A 19755-nucleotide genomic window follows, 5' to 3' on the forward strand; every position below is an offset into this window, starting at 1 on the left:
GGCCGGGCGGCGTCAGGCGTGCTCGGGCGGGAGCTGTCCGAGCGCACCGGTCCGGAGCAGCAGCGGCGCGAGCTCGTTGCCGTCGAGGATCCGGCCGACCCGGGCGGTGGCGCGCCAGCCCTCTTCGGTACGCCGCAGCTGCCAGTGGTTGGCGGTCGCCCGGTTGATCCTGAAGGCACCGTCCTCGTGCAGGACCATCAGGGAGTGGCTCACCGCAACGGCCGTGTCGCCGTCGACATGGACCGACACCGGCCCGTTGAAGTGGGCGCACCCGCCCGCGATGTAGCCCCGGTGGGGTGCGGACTCGACCATCGCGACGATCTGGTCGCGACCGTTCATCGAGATCACGTCGGTGTCGTAGACGCCGTCCTCCGTCCAGATCGCGGCCACCTCCGCGGAGCTGCCCGAGTCGGCCAGCGGCCCGTAGGTCGTGAGCAGCCGGACGATCTCGCGTTCGTCCTCCAAGGACTCCAGGCGGCGCTCGAGCAGGGCGAGGCGGTCTTCCATCGTGGTCTCCTGACGAGTCATGAGATCTCCTCGGCCAGCACGGCCAGGGTCTCCAGCTGGTCGCAGTAGTGGTCCACCGAGGTGGCCTCCACCGCGGTGGTGACGAGCGTGGCGCCGGCCGCTCGGAGCCTGGCCAGTCGGCGGGTCGTACCTTCGGGGTCGCCGATCGGATCGACCATGCGGCCGGGCGAGAGGACCACCTCGAACCCGTCGGGGAGATCACGGGCGCTCAGCATGGTGCGCAGGTCGTCGGCCGCGATGCCGAACGGCACCCAGCCGTCGCCGAGCTCGACGGCGCGGCGCAGGCTGCGGGGCGTACGGCCGCCGATGAGGAGTGGCACCCGCGCCTGGACGGCGTGCGGCTCCACCACGAGATCGTCGAACTCGTAGTGGCTGCCGTGGTAGGTCGGCTCGCGGTGGCCGAGGCTCGCGCGCAGCGCGGCCAGCGCGTCGTCGGCGCGCTCGCCCCGGCCGGCGAACGGCCGGTCGAGGAGCGCGAACTCCTCCTCGAGCGAGCCCACGCCGAGCCCGAGGAGGAGCCGGCCGTTGCTGACGAGATCGAGGGTGCCGTACCGCTTGGCGATCTCCAGGGGATGGTGATAGCCGATGACCAGCACCTGGGTCATCAGCCGCAGGCGCTCGGTGACCGCGGCAAGGTAGCCGAAGGTCGCCAGCGGGTCCCAGTAGGTGCCGCCTCGCTGGGATGCGGCCTCTCGCGGGACGGCCACGTGCTCGCTGCACGTCATGTGGTGGAAGCCGATCCGGTCCGCGGTGCGGGCGACCCGGGCCAGCTCGGCGATCCCCGCCTTGGCCTCCCACGACGCGTGGGCGCCGGGGTTGGCGGTGACGATCGGACTGACGATGCCGAGCTGCACGGCGGCTCCTCCTGCGGTCGGTTCTCACGCGATCCGCCCGAGTCAAGCACCGCCGTGGACCCGGGAGGCGCCGTCCTACCGCTGAGCGGTTCCGACGGTAAATCTCTGAGCCAGGTCTCTTGGCAGAGGCGTGGCCGTTTGGTACGTTGCGATCAGAAAACAAGAATTCATTTCAGTTTTGGGGAAATGGGGTCATGATGAGCGCACAAGCGGTCGAGCCAGACAACCGCACCCGACGCGACCTCCCGCCGTCGATGGTCGAGCGGATGTCGCTGATACTGGATGCCTTCGAGACGCCCGGGATTCGGCATACGCCCGAGCAGATCTCGCGGATCACCCACCTTCCTCGCACCACCGTCCACCGGATCCTCGATCAGCTGGTCCGGCTCGAATGGCTCACCCAGACGCCGTTCGGGTTCGGCCTCGGTCCCCGCTCCCTCGGGCTCGGCGGAGGCGGCCGGGCCGACACCGAGCTGCGGAGCGCGACCGCGCCCCACCTCCACGAGATCCAGGTGACGACGGGCCTGGTCGCCCACCTCGCCGTGCTCGACGGCGCCGAGGTCCGTTACCTCGACAAGATCGGTGGCCGGTTCGCGGTCCGGGTTCCGTCGACGGTGGGAGGTCGGGTGCCCGCGCACGCCACGGCCCTGGGCAAGGCGATCCTCGCCTGGCTGCCCGCGGAGCGGGTCGACGAGCTCGTCGCGCCCGCGCTCACCCCGCTGACCCAGGCCACTATCGACGACCTCGTCCACTTCCACCAGGAGCTGCACCGGATCCGCTCGCGGCGCGGCGTCGCCTTCGAGCGGGGTGAGGCAGACCCCGGCATCGCGTGCGTGGCTGCGGCGATCCGTGGTCCGGAGGGGCCGGTCGGAGCGGTCTCGCTCGTCGGCGACCTGCGGGCGCCCATCGAGCGGGTCGCGCCGCTCGTGCGCCAGGCGGCCCATCGCGCATCTGTGGAGCTCTTCCCGCAGTTCCGGGAGCCGGCGGACCTGCACCGGCCCCAGCCCGCCGCCTGACTCCCCTCGCAGACCATCGAAGGCCTCGGCCCGAGCTCATCGGGCCGAGGCCTTCCGTCGCTCACCCCCAGTGCTCGCCCCATCCCCACAGGTTGGGCGCGACGTGCTCGTGCTGGTCCTCCACGCCGAACCTCCCGCGGAAGAACAGCATCGGGTTCTCCCGGCTCGGTGTCTCCAGCCCGGCCACCCGGCCGATGACCACGTCGTGGTCGCCGGCGACGTGCACGGTCTCGACCGTCGCGTGCACGCGCATCAGAACGCTGAGAAGGCTCGGGGTGCCGAGCCCCGACAGCTCCCAGGCAAGATCCTCGAACTTCCTGCCACGGCTCGAGCCGAACCGCTGGCACAGGTCGGCCTGGTCCTCGCCGAGGACGTTGACGGTGAAGCTGCCGGAGCGCTGGATCCGGGGCCAGGCTCGACCCCGGTGGTCGGCGCAGAAGAGCACCAGCGGCGGCTCGAGGGACACCGAGGCGAAGGACTGGCAGGCGAAGCCGACCGGCTCGCCGTCGTCGATGCCCGTCACGACCGTCACGCCGGTGGCGAAGCCGCTCATGGCGGCTCGCATCTCCTGAGGGGTCGGGACGGTGCCCACCGCTCGACCCTCGTACGTCACGTCAGTCGTCATCTGCTCGCCTCCTGGTGCGTCGGTGCCCATGACCGGACGCTAGGCCGTCGGGGCGGTGGCCGGTGGGCGAAGTCCCGCTCAGTGACCTGGTGTGCGCGGCACTTCCGGTCACCGGTAGAGCGCCCCGTCCGCGGGCGGGGCGGGTCCTAGCGTGAGCGCCGTGACAGACCTGACCCATGACTCCACCCGCCGTGAGCTCGTCACCGACGCCGGCGTCCTCCGCTATCACGAGGCCGGCGACGGCCCGCCGCTGCTGATGCTGCACGGGTCAGGCCCCGGCGTGACCGGCTGGCGCAACTTCGGAGACAACCTCCCGGCCTTCGCCCCGCACTTCCGCTGCCTCGTCCTCGAGCTGCCCGGCTTCGGCGTCAGCGACACCACCGACCAGCACCCGATGATGGCGGCGCTGCCCGCCGTGCAGCGCTTCCTCGACGGGCTCGGCCTCGACCGCGTCGACGTCATCGGCAACTCCATGGGAGGTGGCATCGCGACCCGGCTCGCGATCAGCCGGCCCGACCAGGTGCGTCGGCTGGTCACGGTCGGCGGCATCGGCCGCAACATCTTCAGCCCCGCACCGGGAGAGGGCATCAACCTGCTCGTCGAGTTCGTCGAGAACCCGAACCGGGAGAACCTGGTCGCCTGGCTGCGCTCGATGGTCTACGACCAGTCGATGGTCACCGAGGAGCTGATCGAGCAGCGCTGGGCGCAGGCCACCGACGCCGACACCCTGGAGGTCGCCCGCCGGATGTACGGTCGCGCCGCGATCGCCGCGGCCTTCGCCGGTGCCGGCAGCTCCGCGCACGCGACGCCCGGCTGGGCGCAGTTCGACCAGATCAAGGCGCGCACCCTGCTCACCTGGGGCCGCGACGACCGGGTGAGCCCGCTCGACATGATGCTCATCCCGATGCGCACGATCCCCGACGCCGAGGTGCACGTGTTCCCCAACTGCGGGCACTGGGCGATGATCGAGCAGAAGCGCGCCTGGGAGCGGACCGTCCTCGCCTTCCTCACCGAGCCGGACGAGGAGGGCACCCGATGAGCGCGTGGACCGAGGAGTTCGACCTCGTCGTCGTCGGCAGCGGCGGCGGCGGGATGACCGCGGCGCTGGCCGCGGTCGACGCCGGCCTGTCCGTCGTCGTCATCGAGAAGGGCCGGATGTTCGGCGGCAGCACGGGCATCTCCGGCGGCGGGATCTGGGTGCCCAACAACCCGACCCTGCGCAGGGCCGGCCACGACGACTCCCGCGCCTCGGTGCTGGACTACCTCACCACCATCACGGCGGGGAAGGTCCCCGCCGCTCGCCTGGAGGCGTACGTCGACCACGGCCCGGCCGCGATGGAGCTCCTGGAGCGCTCGAGATGGGTGAGGTTCGACTGGACCAAGGGCTACGCCGACTACCACCCGGAGCTCGCCGGCGGCCGCCCCCAGGGCCGGTCGATCGAGGCCAAGCCGTTCGACACCCGCAGGCTCGGCGCGGACGAGGCGTTCCAGCGGCCCAACAACATGAAGGGCCCGCTGGGCCTGTGGGTCACCGCGAAGGACTACCACGACCTGGCGATGGTCAAGCGGACCTGGCAGGGACGCCGCGCCTCGCTGCGTGCCGCCTGGCGGGTCAGCTCGAATGCCGTACGCCGCCGCCACATGGCCACCGGTGGCCGCGCCCTGGTGGCACGGCTGCGGATGGCGCTCAAGGACGCCGACGTCCCGCTGTGGCTGGAGACCACGATGACCTCCCTGGTCGTCGAGGACGGCCGTGTCGCCGGCATCGTCGCGACCCGCGACGGTGCCGAGCTCCGGATCCGCGGTCGCAGGGGCGTACTCCTCGCCGCCGGCGGCTTCGACCACAACGCGGCGATGCGCGGCGAGCACCTTCCCGAGGGTGCCCGTCCCGACCACAGCCTCGGCGCCGCGGAGAACACCGGCGACGCGATCCTCGTCGGCCGGGCCGTCGGCGGTGCCGTCGACCTGATGGACGACGCCTGGTGGATGCCCTCGGTGACCCACCCCGCCGGCGCCACGATCCCGCTCGTCTCCGAGCGCGCCATCCCCGGCCAGGTGATCGTCGGCACCAGCGGCACGCGGTTCACCAACGAGGCCTCGCCCTACGTGAACTTCGTGCACGACCAGCTCGCCGGCGGCAACGAGAAGGCCTGGCTGGTCATGGACTCCCGGGCCCGCTCGCGCTACCCGTTCGCCCAGATCCTGCCGGGAGCGCCCTTCCCGCAGGGCTTCTATGAGCAGGGCATCGTGCACCGCGCCGAGACGGTGTCCGGCCTGGCGACCGCGATCGGCGTACCCGCCGAGGCCCTCGAGGCGACCGTGGCCCGGTTCAACGGCTACGCCCGTGCGGGCGTCGACGAGGAGTTCCACCGCGGCGAGAGCGCCCACGACCGCTACTACGGCGACCCCACCCTCCCCAACCCCAACCTGGACCTGATCGACAAGGCGCCCTACTACGCCGTACGCATCGAGGTCGGCGACCTCGGCACCAAGGGCGGCCTGGTCACCGACGAGCACGGCCAGGTCCTCCGGGAGGACGACTCCGTCGTCGCCGGCCTCTACGCCACCGGCAACTGCGCCGCGTCGGTGATGGGCAACGACTACGCCGGTCCGGGCGCGACGATCGGCCCCTCGATCGTCTTCGGCTACCTGGCCGCGCGCCACGCCGCCGGCCTTCCCGATCACCGGGAGACGCCGCCCTCCGCGGCCGTGCCGGGTGTCACCGTGAGATCGACGGACAACACGTCCAGGACGCAGCAGGAAGAGAGTGCGAGATGAGCAGTGTGCTGGAGAGCATCGAGGCCCGGGCCGAGGAGATCGCCGCCCTGGGGCCCGGCAACGAGAAGCTGGGCCGGCTCGAGGACCGAGCCGCGGAGCTGCTGCGCGAGACCGGCGTGATCCGGATGCTCCAGCCGGCCAAGTACGGCGGCGCCGAGGCACACCCCGCCGAGTTCGCCGAGGCCGTGATGCGGCTCGCGAGCCTCGACGGGTCGACCGGCTGGGTCGCCGGCATCGTCGGCGTGCACCCCTGGGAGATGGCGATGTGCGACCCGCGCGTGCAGGAGGAGGTCTGGGGTGAGGACAACGACACCTGGATCGCCTCGCCGTACGCGCCGATGGGCGTCCTCCGCCCGGTCGAGGGAGGCTACGTCTTCAACGGCCGCTGGCAGTTCTCCTCGGGCACCGACCACTGCGACTGGATCTTCCTCGGCGCCTTCCTCGGCGACGAGAACGGCGAGGCGACCGTGCCGCCGCAGGTCCACCACGTCATCCTGCCGCGCTCGGACTACACGATCGTCGAGGACTCCTGGGACGTCGTGGGGCTCCGCGGCACCGGCTCGAAGGACGTCATTGTCGAGGACGCCTTCATCCCGGACTACCGCGTCGTCCGGTTCTCCCGGTTCACCGACGGCAGCCAGCCCCGTGACGCCGGGCTGACCAACCCGACCTATCACATCCCGTTCACCACGGCCTTCCCGCTCGGCATCACCTCGGCGGTGATCGGCATCGCCGAGGGCGCGCTCGCCGCGCACCTCGCCTACCAGCGCACCCGGGTCCAGATCACCGGCACCAAGGTGAAGGACGACCCGCACGTGCTGAACGCGATCAGCCAGTCCGCCGCCGAGATCCACGCCTCGCGCGTGACCATGCTCGACAACGCCCGCAGGTTCTACGACAAGGCCGTACGCGGCGAGGAGGTCACGTTCGCCGAACGGGCCGAGTCGCGGCGTACCCAGGTCTCCGCCGCCTGGCGCGCGGTCCGGGCGATGGACGAGGTCGTCGCCCGGTCCGGTGGGAACGGCATGCGGATGGACAACCCCATCCAGCGGTTCTGGCGCGATGGCCACATGGGCCTCGCCCACGCGATCCACGTCCCGGGCTCGGTGTTCCACGTGCAGTCGCTGACCGCGCTGGACGTGACGCCGCCGCCGGGACCGATGCTCTCGATGATCTGACCCCTGTGACCGACTGAGACTGAGGAGAACCGACATGAACGCGATCCGTGGCCTCGGCTACCTGATCGTGCAGAGCCAGGACCTGCCCCGTTGGCGCGAGCTGACGGTGGACTGCCTGGGGCTGCAGGAGACCACCGGCCCGGTGGCCGACGGCCTCTACCTGAGGATGGACGAACGGTACGCCCGGCTCGTCGTGCTGCCCGGCGACGAGGACCGCGTGGTCTCCGTCGGCTGGGAGGTGCGCGACCAGTTCGGCCTCGCCGAGATCAGGGGTGCCCTCGAGGCCGCCGGCGTACCCGTCAAGGAGCTGAGCCAGGAGGAGTGCGACGAGCGCCGCGTCGAGGCGGCCCTCCGCTTCGAGGACCCCGCCGGTACGCCGGTCGAGGTGTTCTTCGGCCCCGTGCTCGATCACGGCCCGGTCCTCACCGGGCACGGCCAGTCGTTCGTCACCGGCGAGCAGGGGATGGGCCACGTCGTCCTCCCGACCACGGTCGCCGAGGAGACGGTCGCCTTCTACACCGAGGTCCTCGGCTTCCTGCCCCGCGGCGCGATCCGGATGGGGGCGGCGCTCCCGCCCCGCCGAGTCCGGTTCATGGGGGTCAACCAGCGCCACCACAGCCTCGCGGTCTGCCCCGCGCCGCACGGCGAGGCGCCCGGCCTGGTCCACCTGATGATGGAGGTCGACAGCCTCGACGCGGTCGGCCGTGCGCTCGACAAGGTCAACAAGGCGGGCTTCTCGCTCTCCTCGACCCTCGGCCGGCACACCAACGACAAGATGGTGTCGTTCTACGTGCGCGCCCCCGGCGGCTGGGACCTGGAGTACGGCTGCGAGGGCATGCTCGTCGACGAGGCGTCCTACACCGCCGAGGAGATCACCGCCGACAGCTACTGGGGCCACGACTGGTCCGGTTCCGAGCCGCTCGCCGCCTTCCTGCCTCCGGCGTGAGCGAAACGACGAGAGCGGCGGGGATCCGATCCGGATCCCCGCCGCTCTCGTCCGTCCCGATGCCTCAGGTGCTCGACGGCGGGAGCAGCCTCTTCGACTTCTCCAGAGCACCACGCACCAGAGCGGAGCGGTCGTGGCCGCTGCGGATCTCGGCGACCTTCTCGTTGCCCTCCGCGACCTGGACGGGACCGTCCTGGAGCAGCGACAGGGCCTGGCGGGCGACGTCGTCCGGCTCGGAGACGTGCATGCCGGGCACGTCGAAGTTGAGCCCGGCTCGCTCCATCGCCGGGGTGCGGGTGACGCCGAGGACGAACTCGAGGACGTCGACGTCGTAGTCCTGCATCTCCAGCCACAGACCCTCGGCGAAGACCCGGCAGAACGACTTCACCGCGGCATAGATGCTGATCTGGGCAGCGCCCAGATAGCCGGCGAGCGAGCCGATCAGCAGGATGCCGCCGCGCCGACGCTCGCGCATCGGCGCACCGAACAGCTGCACCAGGGCGAGCTGCGCGGTGACGTTGAGGTCGATGACGCCCTGGAACCGGTCGAGGTCGCCGGTGACGAACTCGTGGCCGTAGGTGTTGGCGCCGGCGTTGAAGACGAGCAGGCCGACCTCGATGTCGTCGGTGACCTCGGCGATCCGTGTGATCGCGTCGGCGTCGGTCAGGTCCACCGCCAGGGTGCGCACCTCGACCCCGAGCCGGCGGCAGATCTTCGCGGTCTCCTCCAGGGGGCCGGGCTTCCGGGCCAGCAGGACCAGGTCGAGACCCGCCTCGGCCAGCTGCCGGGCGAAGGACGTACCGACTCCCTCCGAGCCGCCGGCGATGACGGCCCAGGGGCCGTGGTGCTCCAGATCGACGCCCATCAGGCGTTCACCTCCGTGTCGTCGTGCGCTGCGGGGTTGGTCTTGAGCGGCGCGCCGTCGATGACCGTCAGGTCGCCGCGCACGGCCGCCTCCCGGATGGCGTCCCGGAGGGCGGCGCACCCGGTGAACGTCGCCCCGTTGGGGCCGGGCCGGGGAGAGGAGGCACGCCGCTCCACGCAGGCCTCGAGGGCGGCCTCGCTCCACTGGATGCTCGTCTGGTCCCACGAGCTCTTCCGGACCTGGACGCGCCCCGCGCAGGTCCCGCATTTCACGGGCTGCATCGGGGCGTCGTCGAGGCGTACGTCGGGCCGGACGGCCATCAGACCGGCTGGCCGGAGGCGGCCGCCCGCTGGGCGATGTTGGCCTCGACCTCGGCCCGCCAGGCCTCGTTGGGCTTGGTCGTGTCGATCTCGAACTCGAACCGCTCCGCCATCTCCGGGGCGATGTCGGCGACGTCGACGTAGAACTGCTGGTACCAGCGGCGCAGCTGGTAGACCGGGCCGTCCTCCTCGCACAGCAGCGGGTTCTCGATGCGTGCCTTGTTGCGCCAGATCTGGACGTCCTGCTCGAACCCGATCCGGATGAAGTCGCCCAGCTTGCGCGCCGTGGCGGTCGCCGCCTCGTCGTCGACGCCGGCCGGCTTCTTCGTCATGATCCCGTACTGCAGCACGAACGAGTTCTCGTCGATCGGGTAGTGGCAGTTGATCAGCGTCGTGGGCATGTCGTCGCCGTCGCTGTAGTGGTAGGTGACGTCGTCGATCATGAACGAGGGGCCGTAGTAGGCCGCCGTGGACGTCGTCCCGGTGCTCTTCGGGCCGCTGCCGCTGTTCTGCGGGCGGGCGATGTCCTCGCGTCCCTGCCCCGTCATGAGCTGGGTGGCGACGGTGCCCTCGAAGATGTTCTTGAAGTACGTCGGGAAGGTGAAGTGCACGTAGAAGAAGTGCGCCATGTCCACCACGTTGTCGACGATCTCGCGGCAGTTGGAGCCCTCGATCGTCGTGGTGTACCAGACCCAGTCGGTCCACTCGGGGTTGTCGTAGCCCGGGATGCGCGGGATGACCGCGTCCGCGGTGGGCGGGTTGCCCTCCGGGTCGTTCCAGACGAAGAGCATGCCGTCCTGGATCATGGTCGGCCAGGAGGCGGTGCGGGCGCGCAGCGGGACGCGGCGGGCGTACGGGATCTGCTTGCAGCGGCCGTTGCCGCCCCAGCGCCAGTCGTGGAACGGGCAGGCGATCTCGTTGCCCTTGACCGTGCCCTGCGACAGGTCGCCGCCCATGTGGCGGCAGTAGGCGTCGAGGACGTTGACAGCCCCGTACTCGCCGGCGAAGACGACGAGCTTCTGCCCGAACGCGTTGACCTGGTGCGGTCTGCCGTCCTCGAAGTCTCGTACCAGCCCCAGACAGTGCCAGCCTCGGGCGAACCGGGTGGGGGGCGGACCCGACTCGATGTGGCGGACCTCGTCGCCGACTGTGGTCATCTGCTCTCCTCGAGCTCGTCGCGCCGACAGGCGTGGGCCGGGCGCGGGATTTCTGGTCCTCGCAGTGTCGATCAGCGCCCAGCGCTCCCGGGGCGGGGATCCCACTGACCGGTAACATGCAGTCGGATCGACGTAGCCGGAGCGGACCATGGACACGTCGCAGTCACCATCGGAGGGAGCCTGCTTTGCCACGGATCGCCGAAGGTAGGCCTGCGGCCAAGCCGAGCTCGACCGAGCAGAAGGACCGCTACCAGCGCATCCTGCGGGCGGCGGCCCATCTGGGTGCCGAGCACGGCTTCGACCACGTCCAGATGAACGACGTGGCGAAGGAGGCGAACGTCGCGATCGCGACGCTCTACCGCTACTTCCCCTCCAAGGTCCACCTGTTCACCTCGGTGATGCGGTGGCGCGTCGGTGCCTACGAGCTCGCGGAGACGCGGACCGTCGACGACCCCGCGGGCGGTGTCGCCGACCTGCTGATCCGGATGAGCCGGGAGATGGCTCGGACGCCCAAGCTCGCGCTGGCGATGATCCAGGGCAACAGCCAGTCGTACGCCATGGGGAGCCGTGACTCGGCGCTCGACGACGAACGGTTCACCCGGATCGTCCAGCACGCCGCCGGCATCGCCGAGGACACGCCCGACACCGCGCGGCAGATCCGTCTGATCGTCTCCTGCTGGTTCGGAACGCTGGTGTCCCTGCTCAACGGTCGCTTCTCGATGGGTCAGGCCGAGGACGACATCCGTGCCGCCTGCGCGTTGCTGCTGCGTCCTCTGGAGACCGACTCCCGCTGACCGGTGATCACGGCGACCCGAGGTCGTGATCGTCCCTAGCCTCGCGCCATGCAGAGGTTCAGCGGGACCAACGTCGTCGTCACCGGTGCTGCGTCGGGCATCGGCCGGGCCACGGTCGTCCGGCTCGTCTCCGAGGGCGCGGCGGTGTTCGCCGTCGACCGCGACGCCGCCGGGCTGGCCGACACCAGTGCCGCCGCGTTCGGGATCGGTCGCGTCGCCACCTCGGTCGTCGACGTGACGGACGAGGAGGCGGTGGTCGCGGCCGTCGCCGCGGCGCGCGCCGATCTCGGCAGCATCGAGGTGCTGGTCAACGTGGCCGGCGCGCACCGGACCACGCCGATCGGGTCGCTGTCGGTCGCCGACCTGCGCGACCTCTACGAGATCAACCTCGTCGGCACCGCCGTCTTCTGCCGTGAGGTCGTACCCCTGCTCCCCGACGGTGCGGGGGTGATCGTCAACGTCGCCTCGACCTCCGCCGCCCACGGCAGTCCCTACATGTCGGCCTACTCCGCCTCGAAGGGCGCCGTCCTCGGCTTCTCCCTCAGTCTGGCTGCCGAGCTGGTCGGGCGGGGGATCCGGGTGGTGCCGATCTCCCCGGGGACCGTCGACACCCCGCTCACGCGCAACGTCGCGATGCAGCCCGGGATCGACCTCAGCGCCTTCGACCGGATCCGGTCGCCGCTGGGGGCGGCTCGGCCCGAGCAGATCGCCGGCGCGATCGCCTTCGCCGCCTCGCCCGATGCGTCCTACCTCACCGGCGTCGACCTGCGGGTCGACGGCGGCTCGCACATCTGACCCGTCCTGCTCACACCCACCCAACGGAGGAAGTCCATGCCCCGCACCACTGCCGTCACCGGCTCCGCATCCGGGATCGGCGCCGCGCTCGTGAGGATTCTCGAGGCCCGGGGTGACCGCGTCATCACCGTCGACCGGGTCGACGCCATGGTGGTCGCGGACCTGGCCACGCCCGAGGGCCGGGCGGACGCCGTCGCGGCCGTCACCGAACGCTGTGGCGGGGTGCTCGACGGCCTGGTGACCTGCGCCGGCACCTCGGTCCCCAGTCCTCTCATGGTCGAGGTCAACTACTTCGGCACGGTCGAGACGGTCGTCGGACTCCAGCCTGCCCTCGCCGCCGCCGAGGCGGGACGGGTGGCGGTGGTGGGCTCGATCTCGGGCACCCAGCCGAACGACGCCGAGCTCGTCGACCTGTGTCTCGCCGGCCGTACGGCGGACGCCGTCGCCCGCGCCGCCCTGCTGGTCGAGCAGGGCACGCCGACGCTGATCTACCCCTCGACCAAGTCGGCCCTCGCCCGCTGGGCACGCACCACCTGCGTCTCGCCCGGCTGGGCCGATGCCGGCATCCCGCTCAACGTGGTCGCCCCCGGGGTCGTCCTCACCCCGATGAGCGCCGGCCTGATGGACGACCCGAAGATGCGCGCGGTGATGGACGCCGCCGTACCGATGCCGCTCAACGGGTACGCCCCGCCCGAGGCGCCCGCCGAGCTGCTGGCCTGGCTGGTGAGCGAGGCGAACAGCCACGTGACCGGGCAGGTCGTCTACGTCGACGGCGGCGCGGAGGCGACCCTGCGCCCGGCCGACCACTACTGATCGGGGCCGTGACGGATGCCGATCGACCTCACCACCGCGCTCGCCGCTCCGCCCGCCGTACGCACGATCTCGTGGACCCGGCGCGACGTGCTGCTCTACCACCTCTCCCTCGGCGCCGGCCGGGAGGCGCCGGCCGACCCCGAGCTGACCTACACCTACGAGCGTGACCTGCAGGTGCTGCCGACCTTCGCGGTCGTGGCGGGCAAGACCATCTCGGTCGGCGACGAACCGACCGCGCCCGCGATGCGGGTGCCGGGCATCGACGTCGACCTCCGCCGGATCCTGCACGGCGGGCAGGGACTCACCGTGCACCGGCCGCTCCCGGCCGCCGGCACCGCCGAGCTGAGCACCCGCGTCGCCGATGTCTGGGACAAGGGCAAGGCAGCGGTCGTCGTCCTCGAGCACAGCGTGGCCGACGCGGAGGGACCGCTGTGGACCGCGCAGATGCAGATCTGGGCACGCGGCGAGGGCGGCTTCGGCGGCGAACCCGGTCCCGAGACCGCCTGGGCCGCGCCCGACCGGGCACCCGACCACGTGATCGAGAGCCCCACCTCACCCGGGCAGGCGCTGCTCTACCGGCTCAACGGCGACCTCAACCCGCTGCACATCGAGCCGGCGTTCGCTGCCTCGGCCGGCTTCGACCGGCCGATCCTGCACGGCCTCGCGTCCTACGGCATCGTCGCGAAGGCCCTCGTCGACGACCTTCTCGGGGGTGATGCCACGCGGCTGCGGAGCCTGGCCGTCCGGTTCGCCGGGGTCGTCGTTCCCGGCGAGACGATCCGCACCTCGGTCTGGAGAGACGGCGAACGGCTCGTGCTCTCCTCGAGCTGTCCGGAACGTGATGGCAGCCCGGTGCTCACCCACGCGACGGCGGAGGTGGTCCGATGACGCCGCTCGCGCTCACCGCGGTGCCCGACGACTCGGGCATCGACACGGCCGTGGCCGCCGTAAGACGACTCTCGGCCGCGCTCCTCGCCGCGGGTGGCCGGGTCGACCTCGATCTCGACGACCTGTCCCGCCGGCTGACCGCGATGGCGACCGAGGTCGAGAGCCTCGCCCCCGAGCTCGCCGAACGGATGATCGACATGTGGGCGGGGGAGGGCCTCACCCGGCACGACCCGGTGACCGGGCCGGAGAACGCCGTCGCACCACCGCTCGTGCTCGCCGCGGAGCCGGACGGCTCCGTCGCCGGCACCGTGAACCTCGGTATCTCGTACCAGGGGCCGCCAGGGTGCGTGCACGGCGGCATCAGCGCTCTGCTCCTCGACCACACCCTCGGGGTGGCGAACGCGCACGCCGGCACGTCCGGCATGACCGGCACGCTGACGGTGCGCTACGAGAAGCCGGTGCCGCTGCACACCGACCTGGTCGTACGCGGCTGGCAGGACCGGGTCGAGGGTCGCAAGATCTGGTCCGGCGGCGCCATCACCGCCGACGGCGTGGTCCTGGTCCGGGCCGAGGCGCTGTTCATCGACACCCACCTCGCCCGTCCACGGTGAGCGCCGGACGACGGTGGAGCGGGTGCTCCCGGTCAGCGGGAAGTCGTGTGTCGGCCATCACACGCGCCGACCTACGCTGCGACCTGTTCCGGGGAAGTGACCCCGACACCCACCTGAAGGGATGCGACCTGATGGCGTTCGTTCCGCGACATGCCGGGCCGGGGACGGCCCGATGACACGCCGCCTCCTGATCCGGGCCGGCGAGCTGGTCGCCGTCCTGCTGCTCGTCAGCTTCGGTGTGTTCATGATGGTCGCGCTGATGCCGGGCGACCCCGCCGTGGCGATCCTCGGTGAGGGACACACCCCGGAGGAGTACGCCGCCGAGCGCGCCGAGCTGGGGCTCGACGGCAACGTCTTCGCCCGGTACGTCGCCTGGCTCGGCAGCGCGCTCCAGGGTGACCTCGGCCGCTCGCTGGTCCCGCCGGAGAACGACGTGGTCGACCGGGTCCTCGCGGCGCTGCCCGTCAGTGTGGAGCTCGCCGCGCTGGGGCTGCTGCTGGCGCTGCTGCTCGCGATCCCGCTGGCGATGTGGAGCGCCTCGCACGAGGGCGGCCTGGTCGACCGGGCGATCGGCGCGTCCATGTTCGCGATCCTCTCGGTGCCGTCGTTCCTCGGCGGCCTGCTGCTGATCGCGGTCTTCGCCAACGGCCTGGGCTGGTTCCCGCGAGCTCAGTGGGTGCGCTTCGCGGAGAACCCGCTCGACAACCTCTACCACGCGTTCCTGCCTGCGCTCACGATCGCGCTGATGGAGCTGGCGCTGTTCACCCGGGTGCTGCGCAACGACCTGCTCGTGACCCTCCACGAGGACTACATCCTCGCCGCGCGCGCCAAGGGGATGCCGCCGATGCGCATCCTGATCCGCGACGCGCTGCGCCCGTCCTCCTTCTCCCTCGTCACGCTGCTCGGGATCAGCATGGGCCGGCTGATCGGGAGCACCGTGATCGTGGAGTACCTCTTCGCGCTGCCCGGGATGGGCAGCCTCGTGATCAAGTCCGCCAACCAGGGTGACTTCCCGATGGTGCAGGGCGCCGTGCTGCTGATCGCGGTGATCTACGTCGTGATCAACGCCGGGATCGACCTCTCCTATGGCTACCTCGACCCAAGGACTCGCCGTGCTCATGCCTAGGAAGACCCTCACGGGTACGAAGCTCTCCGCGCGCCGCCTCGGCATCCTCGGTGCCGCTCTGGTCCTCGTCGGCCTGGTCCTGCTGGTCCTCGGCTGGGCCACCCCGCTGCCGCTGTTCGCGAAGGCCCCGCTCCTCCTCGCCGGGATCATCGTGGTCCCGCAGGGGATCGGACGGGTCGTCTGGGCCGTACGCGGCACCCGGCCCGACGTCCTGCTCTGGCTGTGCAGCGGGTGGCTGGTGCTGCTGGCCGTCGTGGCCCTGCTCGCTCCGGTGCTCCCGCTCGGCGAGCACATCGACGTGGTGAAGGCGCTCGACGCACCGATCTACGAGCCGCCCAGGCTGCTCTCGGAGTATCCGCTCGGCACCAACAACTACGGCCTCGACATGCTCGCCCGTTCGATCTACGGAGCGCGTACGTCGCTCGTGATCGCACTCGCTGCCGTCGTGATCGGGACGGTGGTCGGTGGCAGCATCGGCGTGATCGCTGGCTTCCTGCGCTCCGGCGTCGACAGCGTCGTCGGCGTCTTCACCAACGCGATGCTCGCGGTCCCGCCGCTGGTGATGCTGATCGCGCTCGCCACGGTGCTCGACCCGAAGCTGCGCAACATCGCCTTCGCGCTGGCGCTGCTCACCATCCCGAGCATGATCCGGCTCGCGCGAGCCAACACGATCGCGTTCGCCCAACGGGAGTTCGTCCTCGCCGCACGGGCGATGGGCGCCACGAAGCTCCGCATCATGTGGCGCGAGCTCGTGCCCAACGTCGTCCTGCCGGTCTTCTCGATGATGGTGGTGATGATCTCGGTGCTCATCGTCGCGGAGGCCTCGCTCAGCTTCCTCGGGTTCGGCGTCCAGGCGCCGGCGCCCACCTGGGGAAACATGATCGCCGAGGCCGAGGGCGGAACGATGGAGGAGTACCCCCACATCGTGCTGGTGCCGGGCGCCTTCCTCTTCCTGACCGTGTTCTCGTTCAACCTGCTGGGCGAGAAGGCACAGAAGCGCTGGGACCCGAGGAGTGCGAAGCTGTGAATGATCACGTTCTCGAGGTCGAGGACCTCCGAACCGAGTTTCAGACGTCGCGAGGCGCGGTCCGTGCCGTCGACGGTGTCTCGCTCAGCCTCCGCTCCGGCGAGACGCTGGGGATCGTGGGTGAGTCCGGCTCGGGCAAGTCCGTGCTCGGTCGCACCATCATGGGACTCGTCACCAGCGACCCCACCACGACGGTGACCGGCACGGTTCGCATCGCGGGCCGAGATGTCCATGCCGCCGGCGCCAAGGAGCGTCGGAGCATGTGGGGAACGCAGGTCGCGATGGTCTTCCAGGACCCGATGACCTCTCTGAATCCCGTCAAGCGGGTGGGCACCCACCTCACCGAGGCGCTGCGCCTCCACCTGCGGCTGGACAAGAAGGTCGCGGCGCAGCGGGCGACCGACCTGCTCCGCCAGGTGGGCATCCCCGATCCCGCACGCCGGATGACGCAGTTCCCCCACGAGCTGTCCGGCGGCATGCGACAGCGGGTGGTGATCGCGATGGCGCTGTGCTGTGATCCGCAGCTGCTCATCGCTGACGAGCCGACCACGGCCCTCGACGTCACGGTGCAGAAGCAGATCCTCGACCTGCTCACCTCGCTGGCCGAGAGCAGGCAGATGGCGACGATCCTGATCAGCCACGATCTCGGCGCGGTCGCGGGCCGTACCGACCGGGTGCAGGTGATGTACGCCGGGCGGGTGGTCGAGCGCTCGGCGACCGCAGCGGTCTTCGACCGTCCGCGGCACCCCTACACCGAAGGCCTGCTCGCCTCGATCCCGCGCCTCTCGGACCCGCCGCACACGACGCTGCGGACGATCGTCGGGTCTCCGCCGGACATGGCCGACCCGCCGGCGGGATGCAGGTTCGCGCCACGTTGCCCGTACGCGCAGGACCGCTGCCGCGCGGAGCAGCCCGAGCTGGTGGACGTCGGGACCGATGGCCGGTCGCACGTCGCTGCCTGTCACTACGCGCTCGAGGAGGTCGGCTGATGGCCGGAAGCGGAACCGCACACCTGCGCCCGGAGCAGGAACGGGTGCTCAGCGTCGAGGAGATGGTCGTCGAGTTCCCGGTGGGCCGCGGCCAGAAGGTGCACGCGGTCTCGGGTCTGAGCCTCGACCTGCTGCCGGGGGAGACCCTCGGCATCCTCGGCGAGTCGGGCTGCGGCAAGTCCACCGCCGGCCGAGCCGTCATGCAGCTGCCGTCGCCGACGTCGGGCACGGTCCGCCTCGGGGACCGCGAGCTGACCGGTCTCGGTGCCCGGCCGCTGCGCCGGGCCCGGTCGCGGATGCAGATGATCATGCAGGACCCGACCTCGTCGCTGAACCCGCGCCGCAAGGTCAAGGACCTGGTCACCGAGGGCCTCTCGATCTGGGGATTCGAGGGGACGAAGGAGGAGAAGGAGGCGCTGGTCCGCGAGACCCTCTCCGCCGTCGGCCTCGACCCGGACGTGGTCTGGGACCGTCGGCCGCACGAGCTCTCCGGGGGCCAGTGCCAACGGGTGTGCATCGCCAGGGCGCTGATGATGAACCCGACGGTCCTCATCTGCGACGAACCCGTCTCCTCGCTCGACGTCTCGGTGCAGGCACAGATCCTCAACCTCCTCGAGCGCACCAAGGAGCGCTACGACCTGAGCATGGTGTTCATCGCCCATGACGTATCGGTGGTGAAGAACATCAGCGACCGGGTGATGGTGCTCTACCTCGGCAAGGCGTGCGAGGTGGTTCCGTCCGGACGGATCGACGCCGACGCCGCACACCCCTACACCCGGATGCTGCTGGCCTCGATCCCCGGCGCCGGTGACCGCGAGATCAGTGCGGCAGCCGCTGCCGGAGAGCTGCCGTCACCGCTGGACCCGCCGTCAGGCTGCCGGTTCCGCACTCGTTGCCCCCTCGCTACCGAGCGATGTGCGGCCGAGGAGCCCGGGCTGCGTGAGGTACGCCCCGGTCAGTACGTCGCCTGCCACCACCCCGTCATCGAGCCCAGGATCGAGGAGTGAGCCACACGTGAGCACACCAGAGCTGCCCGACGCGATCGCCACCGCGGCCGCCGTCCGCGGCGGCGAGATCAGCGCCCGTGAGGTGGTCGAGCAGAGCATCCGCCGGATCGAGAAGCTCGACCCGCTGCTCAACGCCATGGTCGCGACCCGGTTCGAGGAGGCGCTCGCCGAGGTCGACGCCGGCCTTCCCGAGGGCCCGCTGACTGGCGTACCCATCCTCATCAAGTCCCTGGCGGCCGACGTCGCCGGCCTGCCGACCACCAACGGCAGCCGGCTGTTCGCCGACGACGTCAAGACCGAGGACAGCGAGCTGGTCCGGCGCTACCGGGCCGCGGGCATGGTCGTGCTCGGCACCACCAACACCCCCGAGCTCGGCAAGAACGCCAGCACCGAGCCGGCCCTCCACGGCGCCAGTCGCAACCCCTGGGAGCCCGGGCACTCGACAGGAGGGTCCAGCGGCGGCTCCGCGGCAGCGGTGGCTGCCGGGATGGTGCCGGTCGCCCACGGCAACGACGGCGGTGGTTCGGTCCGGATCCCGGCCGCGGCCTGCGGCCTGTTCGGTCTCAAGCCGAGCCGCGGGGTGATCCCCGGCGCACCGTACCCGTCGACGCTCGCCGGTCCGACCAGCGTCCACCACGCCCTGACCACCACGGTCCGCGACTCGGCCCTGCTGCTCGACATCTCCGCGGGCCGGGTGCCCGGACAGGCGTCGTACGGGCCGACCGCTCCTGCCGGTGGCTACCGTGCCTGCGTCGACCGCGAACCCGGTCGGCTGCGGATCGGCCTGGCCACCGTCGTTCCCGACGGCCCCGCGGTCGACCCGGCCGTGGTGGTGGCGGCCCGCCGGACGGCGGACCTGCTCACCGACCTCGGCCACGACGTCGTCGAGGTCGCGCTGCCCGTGAGGTATCCCGAGTTCGCGCGCTGGTCGGGCCTGATGATGGGCGCCAACCTGGTCGTGCACGTCGACGACCGGCTCGCCGCGCTCGGCCGTGAGCTGCGGGACGACGACATCGAGCCGTTCACCCGGGTGATGTACGACCGCTACTCCGCGATGCCGCTCGCCGACCTGCTGCGCGCCCTGGAGGGCTTCGAGCAGGTGGGGTTCGCCACCGCCGGCCTCTTCGACGCCGTCGAGGTCGTGCTCACCCCGACGTTGTGCATGCGTACGCCCGAGCTCGGCGTCCTCGACACCGCCAGGCCAGAGGCGATGTACACCCTCGCCCCGGGCATGGCGGGGTTCACCAGCCTGGTGAACGTGACCGGGGGAGCGGCGATGTCGGTGCCCGCCGGGTTCGATCCCGACGGCCTGCCTCTCGGCGCCCACTTCTTCACCGACCTCGGTGGCGAGCCGCTGCTGCTGTCCCTGGCCGGGCAGCTCGAGCGTGCCGCGCCGTGGCCGCGGCACGCGCCGCTCGCCGGCTGAACCGCACCGAGG

The 19755-nt window shown here is 71.2% G+C and carries 21 protein-coding genes; 15 read left to right on the forward strand and 6 right to left on the reverse strand.

Annotated features, from left to right (window positions below):
• Positions 1 to 12: 12 nt before the first annotated feature.
• Positions 13 to 528, reverse strand: a complete 516-nt coding sequence (locus tag ACZ6WN_RS04400; protein ID WP_465862934.1) for a nuclear transport factor 2 family protein — start codon at positions 526 to 528, stop codon at positions 13 to 15.
• A complete protein-coding gene (locus tag ACZ6WN_RS04405; protein ID WP_465862935.1) occupies positions 525 to 1382 on the reverse strand; it encodes a TIGR03619 family F420-dependent LLM class oxidoreductase in 858 nt (285 codons plus the stop codon). The genes ACZ6WN_RS04400 and ACZ6WN_RS04405 overlap by 4 nt, the downstream gene beginning before the upstream one ends.
• A gap of 197 nt (positions 1383 to 1579) precedes the next feature.
• Here ACZ6WN_RS04405 and ACZ6WN_RS04410 point away from each other — a divergent pair, with 197 nt between their 5' ends.
• Positions 1580 to 2398 carry an IclR family transcriptional regulator gene (locus ACZ6WN_RS04410; RefSeq protein WP_465862937.1) on the forward strand — a complete coding sequence of 273 codons (819 nt, stop codon included), beginning with the start codon at positions 1580 to 1582 and terminating at the stop codon, positions 2396 to 2398.
• Positions 2399 to 2459: 61 nt separating this feature from the next.
• Here ACZ6WN_RS04410 and ACZ6WN_RS04415 read toward each other — a convergent pair whose 3' ends face one another.
• Positions 2460 to 3023 (reverse strand): flavin reductase family protein, encoded by a 564-nt coding sequence (locus tag ACZ6WN_RS04415; protein ID WP_465862939.1) that lies wholly within the window; start codon positions 3021 to 3023, stop codon positions 2460 to 2462.
• Between the two features lie 160 nt (positions 3024 to 3183).
• On the opposite strand from ACZ6WN_RS04415, the gene ACZ6WN_RS04420 reads away from it, so the two are divergent.
• The 4 genes from ACZ6WN_RS04420 to ACZ6WN_RS04435 are packed head-to-tail and all read left to right on the forward strand — an operon-like array spanning position 3184 to position 7925.
• Complete coding sequence (locus tag ACZ6WN_RS04420) at positions 3184 to 4062, forward strand: alpha/beta fold hydrolase (protein WP_465862941.1); 879 nt, start codon at positions 3184 to 3186, stop codon at positions 4060 to 4062.
• The gene (locus tag ACZ6WN_RS04425; RefSeq protein WP_465862942.1) at positions 4059 to 5801 is read left to right on the forward strand and encodes an FAD-binding protein; all 1743 of its coding nucleotides are present in this window, start codon (positions 4059 to 4061) and stop codon (positions 5799 to 5801) included. The genes ACZ6WN_RS04420 and ACZ6WN_RS04425 overlap by 4 nt, the downstream gene beginning before the upstream one ends.
• Entirely contained in the window at positions 5798 to 6979 is a 1182-nt protein-coding gene (locus ACZ6WN_RS04430; RefSeq protein ID WP_465862944.1) for an acyl-CoA dehydrogenase family protein, read from the forward strand. The genes ACZ6WN_RS04425 and ACZ6WN_RS04430 overlap by 4 nt, the downstream gene beginning before the upstream one ends.
• 34 nt (positions 6980 to 7013) lie before the next feature.
• Positions 7014 to 7925, forward strand: a complete 912-nt coding sequence (locus tag ACZ6WN_RS04435) for a VOC family protein (RefSeq protein WP_465862946.1) — start codon at positions 7014 to 7016, stop codon at positions 7923 to 7925.
• A gap of 64 nt (positions 7926 to 7989) precedes the next feature.
• Here the strand turns inward: ACZ6WN_RS04435 and ACZ6WN_RS04440 are convergent, their stop codons facing one another.
• From ACZ6WN_RS04440 to ACZ6WN_RS04450, 3 genes are read right to left on the reverse strand one after another with little or no spacing between them, the layout of a single operon-like run.
• A complete protein-coding gene (locus ACZ6WN_RS04440) occupies positions 7990 to 8790 on the reverse strand; it encodes an SDR family NAD(P)-dependent oxidoreductase (RefSeq protein WP_465862947.1) in 801 nt (266 codons plus the stop codon).
• A complete protein-coding gene (locus ACZ6WN_RS04445; RefSeq protein ID WP_465862948.1) occupies positions 8790 to 9110 on the reverse strand; it encodes a hypothetical protein in 321 nt (106 codons plus the stop codon). The genes ACZ6WN_RS04440 and ACZ6WN_RS04445 overlap by 1 nt, the downstream gene beginning before the upstream one ends.
• Positions 9110 to 10267 (reverse strand): Rieske 2Fe-2S domain-containing protein, encoded by a 1158-nt coding sequence (locus ACZ6WN_RS04450; protein WP_465862950.1) that lies wholly within the window; start codon positions 10265 to 10267, stop codon positions 9110 to 9112. Before ACZ6WN_RS04450 ends, ACZ6WN_RS04445 begins: the two co-directional genes overlap by 1 nt.
• Before the next feature lie 185 nt (positions 10268 to 10452).
• Between ACZ6WN_RS04450 and ACZ6WN_RS04455 the strand changes: the two genes are divergently transcribed.
• From ACZ6WN_RS04455 to ACZ6WN_RS04500, 10 genes are all read left to right on the forward strand, one after another.
• Positions 10453 to 11061, forward strand: a complete 609-nt coding sequence (locus ACZ6WN_RS04455) for a TetR/AcrR family transcriptional regulator (protein WP_465862952.1) — start codon at positions 10453 to 10455, stop codon at positions 11059 to 11061.
• A gap of 48 nt (positions 11062 to 11109) precedes the next feature.
• Positions 11110 to 11856 (forward strand): SDR family NAD(P)-dependent oxidoreductase, encoded by a 747-nt coding sequence (locus ACZ6WN_RS04460; protein WP_465862954.1) that lies wholly within the window; start codon positions 11110 to 11112, stop codon positions 11854 to 11856.
• A 36-nt stretch (positions 11857 to 11892) separates the two neighbouring features.
• Positions 11893 to 12669 carry an SDR family oxidoreductase gene (locus tag ACZ6WN_RS04465; RefSeq protein WP_465862955.1) on the forward strand — a complete coding sequence of 259 codons (777 nt, stop codon included), beginning with the start codon at positions 11893 to 11895 and terminating at the stop codon, positions 12667 to 12669.
• A gap of 15 nt (positions 12670 to 12684) precedes the next feature.
• The gene (locus tag ACZ6WN_RS04470; RefSeq protein WP_465862957.1) at positions 12685 to 13557 is read left to right on the forward strand and encodes a MaoC/PaaZ C-terminal domain-containing protein; all 873 of its coding nucleotides are present in this window, start codon (positions 12685 to 12687) and stop codon (positions 13555 to 13557) included.
• Entirely contained in the window at positions 13554 to 14168 is a 615-nt protein-coding gene (locus ACZ6WN_RS04475; protein WP_465862958.1) for a PaaI family thioesterase, read from the forward strand. Before ACZ6WN_RS04470 ends, ACZ6WN_RS04475 begins: the two co-directional genes overlap by 4 nt.
• A gap of 172 nt (positions 14169 to 14340) precedes the next feature.
• The gene (locus ACZ6WN_RS04480) at positions 14341 to 15294 is read left to right on the forward strand and encodes an ABC transporter permease (RefSeq protein WP_465862959.1); all 954 of its coding nucleotides are present in this window, start codon (positions 14341 to 14343) and stop codon (positions 15292 to 15294) included.
• A complete protein-coding gene (locus tag ACZ6WN_RS04485; protein WP_465862961.1) occupies positions 15287 to 16321 on the forward strand; it encodes an ABC transporter permease in 1035 nt (344 codons plus the stop codon). The genes ACZ6WN_RS04480 and ACZ6WN_RS04485 overlap by 8 nt, the downstream gene beginning before the upstream one ends.
• Entirely contained in the window at positions 16318 to 17310 is a 993-nt protein-coding gene (locus tag ACZ6WN_RS04490) for an ABC transporter ATP-binding protein (RefSeq protein ID WP_465862962.1), read from the forward strand. The genes ACZ6WN_RS04485 and ACZ6WN_RS04490 overlap by 4 nt, the downstream gene beginning before the upstream one ends.
• The gene (locus ACZ6WN_RS04495; protein ID WP_465862963.1) at positions 17310 to 18317 is read left to right on the forward strand and encodes an ABC transporter ATP-binding protein; all 1008 of its coding nucleotides are present in this window, start codon (positions 17310 to 17312) and stop codon (positions 18315 to 18317) included. Before ACZ6WN_RS04490 ends, ACZ6WN_RS04495 begins: the two co-directional genes overlap by 1 nt.
• Before the next feature lie 7 nt (positions 18318 to 18324).
• On the forward strand, positions 18325 to 19743 hold the full coding sequence (locus ACZ6WN_RS04500; RefSeq protein WP_465862964.1) for an amidase: 1419 nt from the start codon (positions 18325 to 18327) through the stop codon (positions 19741 to 19743).
• Positions 19744 to 19755: the final 12 nt, after the last annotated feature.

The organism is Nocardioides sp. NPDC054178 (genome assembly GCF_055585005.1).

What these genes read in the sequence shown, in the direction of transcription:
- ACZ6WN_RS04400 (WP_465862934.1), bottom strand. Translation starts at nt 528, where the DNA reads ATGACTCGTCAGGAGACCACGATGGAAGACCGCCTCGCCCTGCTCGAG.
- ACZ6WN_RS04410 (WP_465862937.1), top strand. Translation starts at nt 1,580, where the DNA reads ATGAGCGCACAAGCGGTCGAGCCAGACAACCGCACCCGACGCGACCTC.
- ACZ6WN_RS04415 (WP_465862939.1), bottom strand. Translation starts at nt 3,023, where the DNA reads ATGACGACTGACGTGACGTACGAGGGTCGAGCGGTGGGCACCGTCCCG.
- ACZ6WN_RS04425 (WP_465862942.1), top strand. Translation starts at nt 4,059, where the DNA reads ATGAGCGCGTGGACCGAGGAGTTCGACCTCGTCGTCGTCGGCAGCGGC.
- ACZ6WN_RS04430 (WP_465862944.1), top strand. Translation starts at nt 5,798, where the DNA reads ATGAGCAGTGTGCTGGAGAGCATCGAGGCCCGGGCCGAGGAGATCGCC.
- ACZ6WN_RS04435 (WP_465862946.1), top strand. Translation starts at nt 7,014, where the DNA reads ATGAACGCGATCCGTGGCCTCGGCTACCTGATCGTGCAGAGCCAGGAC.
- ACZ6WN_RS04440 (WP_465862947.1), bottom strand. Translation starts at nt 8,790, where the DNA reads ATGGGCGTCGATCTGGAGCACCACGGCCCCTGGGCCGTCATCGCCGGC.
- ACZ6WN_RS04445 (WP_465862948.1), bottom strand. Translation starts at nt 9,110, where the DNA reads ATGGCCGTCCGGCCCGACGTACGCCTCGACGACGCCCCGATGCAGCCC.
- ACZ6WN_RS04450 (WP_465862950.1), bottom strand. Translation starts at nt 10,267, where the DNA reads ATGACCACAGTCGGCGACGAGGTCCGCCACATCGAGTCGGGTCCGCCC.
- ACZ6WN_RS04460 (WP_465862954.1), top strand. Translation starts at nt 11,110, where the DNA reads ATGCAGAGGTTCAGCGGGACCAACGTCGTCGTCACCGGTGCTGCGTCG.
- ACZ6WN_RS04465 (WP_465862955.1), top strand. Translation starts at nt 11,893, where the DNA reads ATGCCCCGCACCACTGCCGTCACCGGCTCCGCATCCGGGATCGGCGCC.
- ACZ6WN_RS04470 (WP_465862957.1), top strand. Translation starts at nt 12,685, where the DNA reads ATGCCGATCGACCTCACCACCGCGCTCGCCGCTCCGCCCGCCGTACGC.
- ACZ6WN_RS04475 (WP_465862958.1), top strand. Translation starts at nt 13,554, where the DNA reads ATGACGCCGCTCGCGCTCACCGCGGTGCCCGACGACTCGGGCATCGAC.
- ACZ6WN_RS04480 (WP_465862959.1), top strand. Translation starts at nt 14,341, where the DNA reads ATGACACGCCGCCTCCTGATCCGGGCCGGCGAGCTGGTCGCCGTCCTG.
- ACZ6WN_RS04485 (WP_465862961.1), top strand. Translation starts at nt 15,287, where the DNA reads ATGCCTAGGAAGACCCTCACGGGTACGAAGCTCTCCGCGCGCCGCCTC.
- ACZ6WN_RS04495 (WP_465862963.1), top strand. Translation starts at nt 17,310, where the DNA reads ATGGCCGGAAGCGGAACCGCACACCTGCGCCCGGAGCAGGAACGGGTG.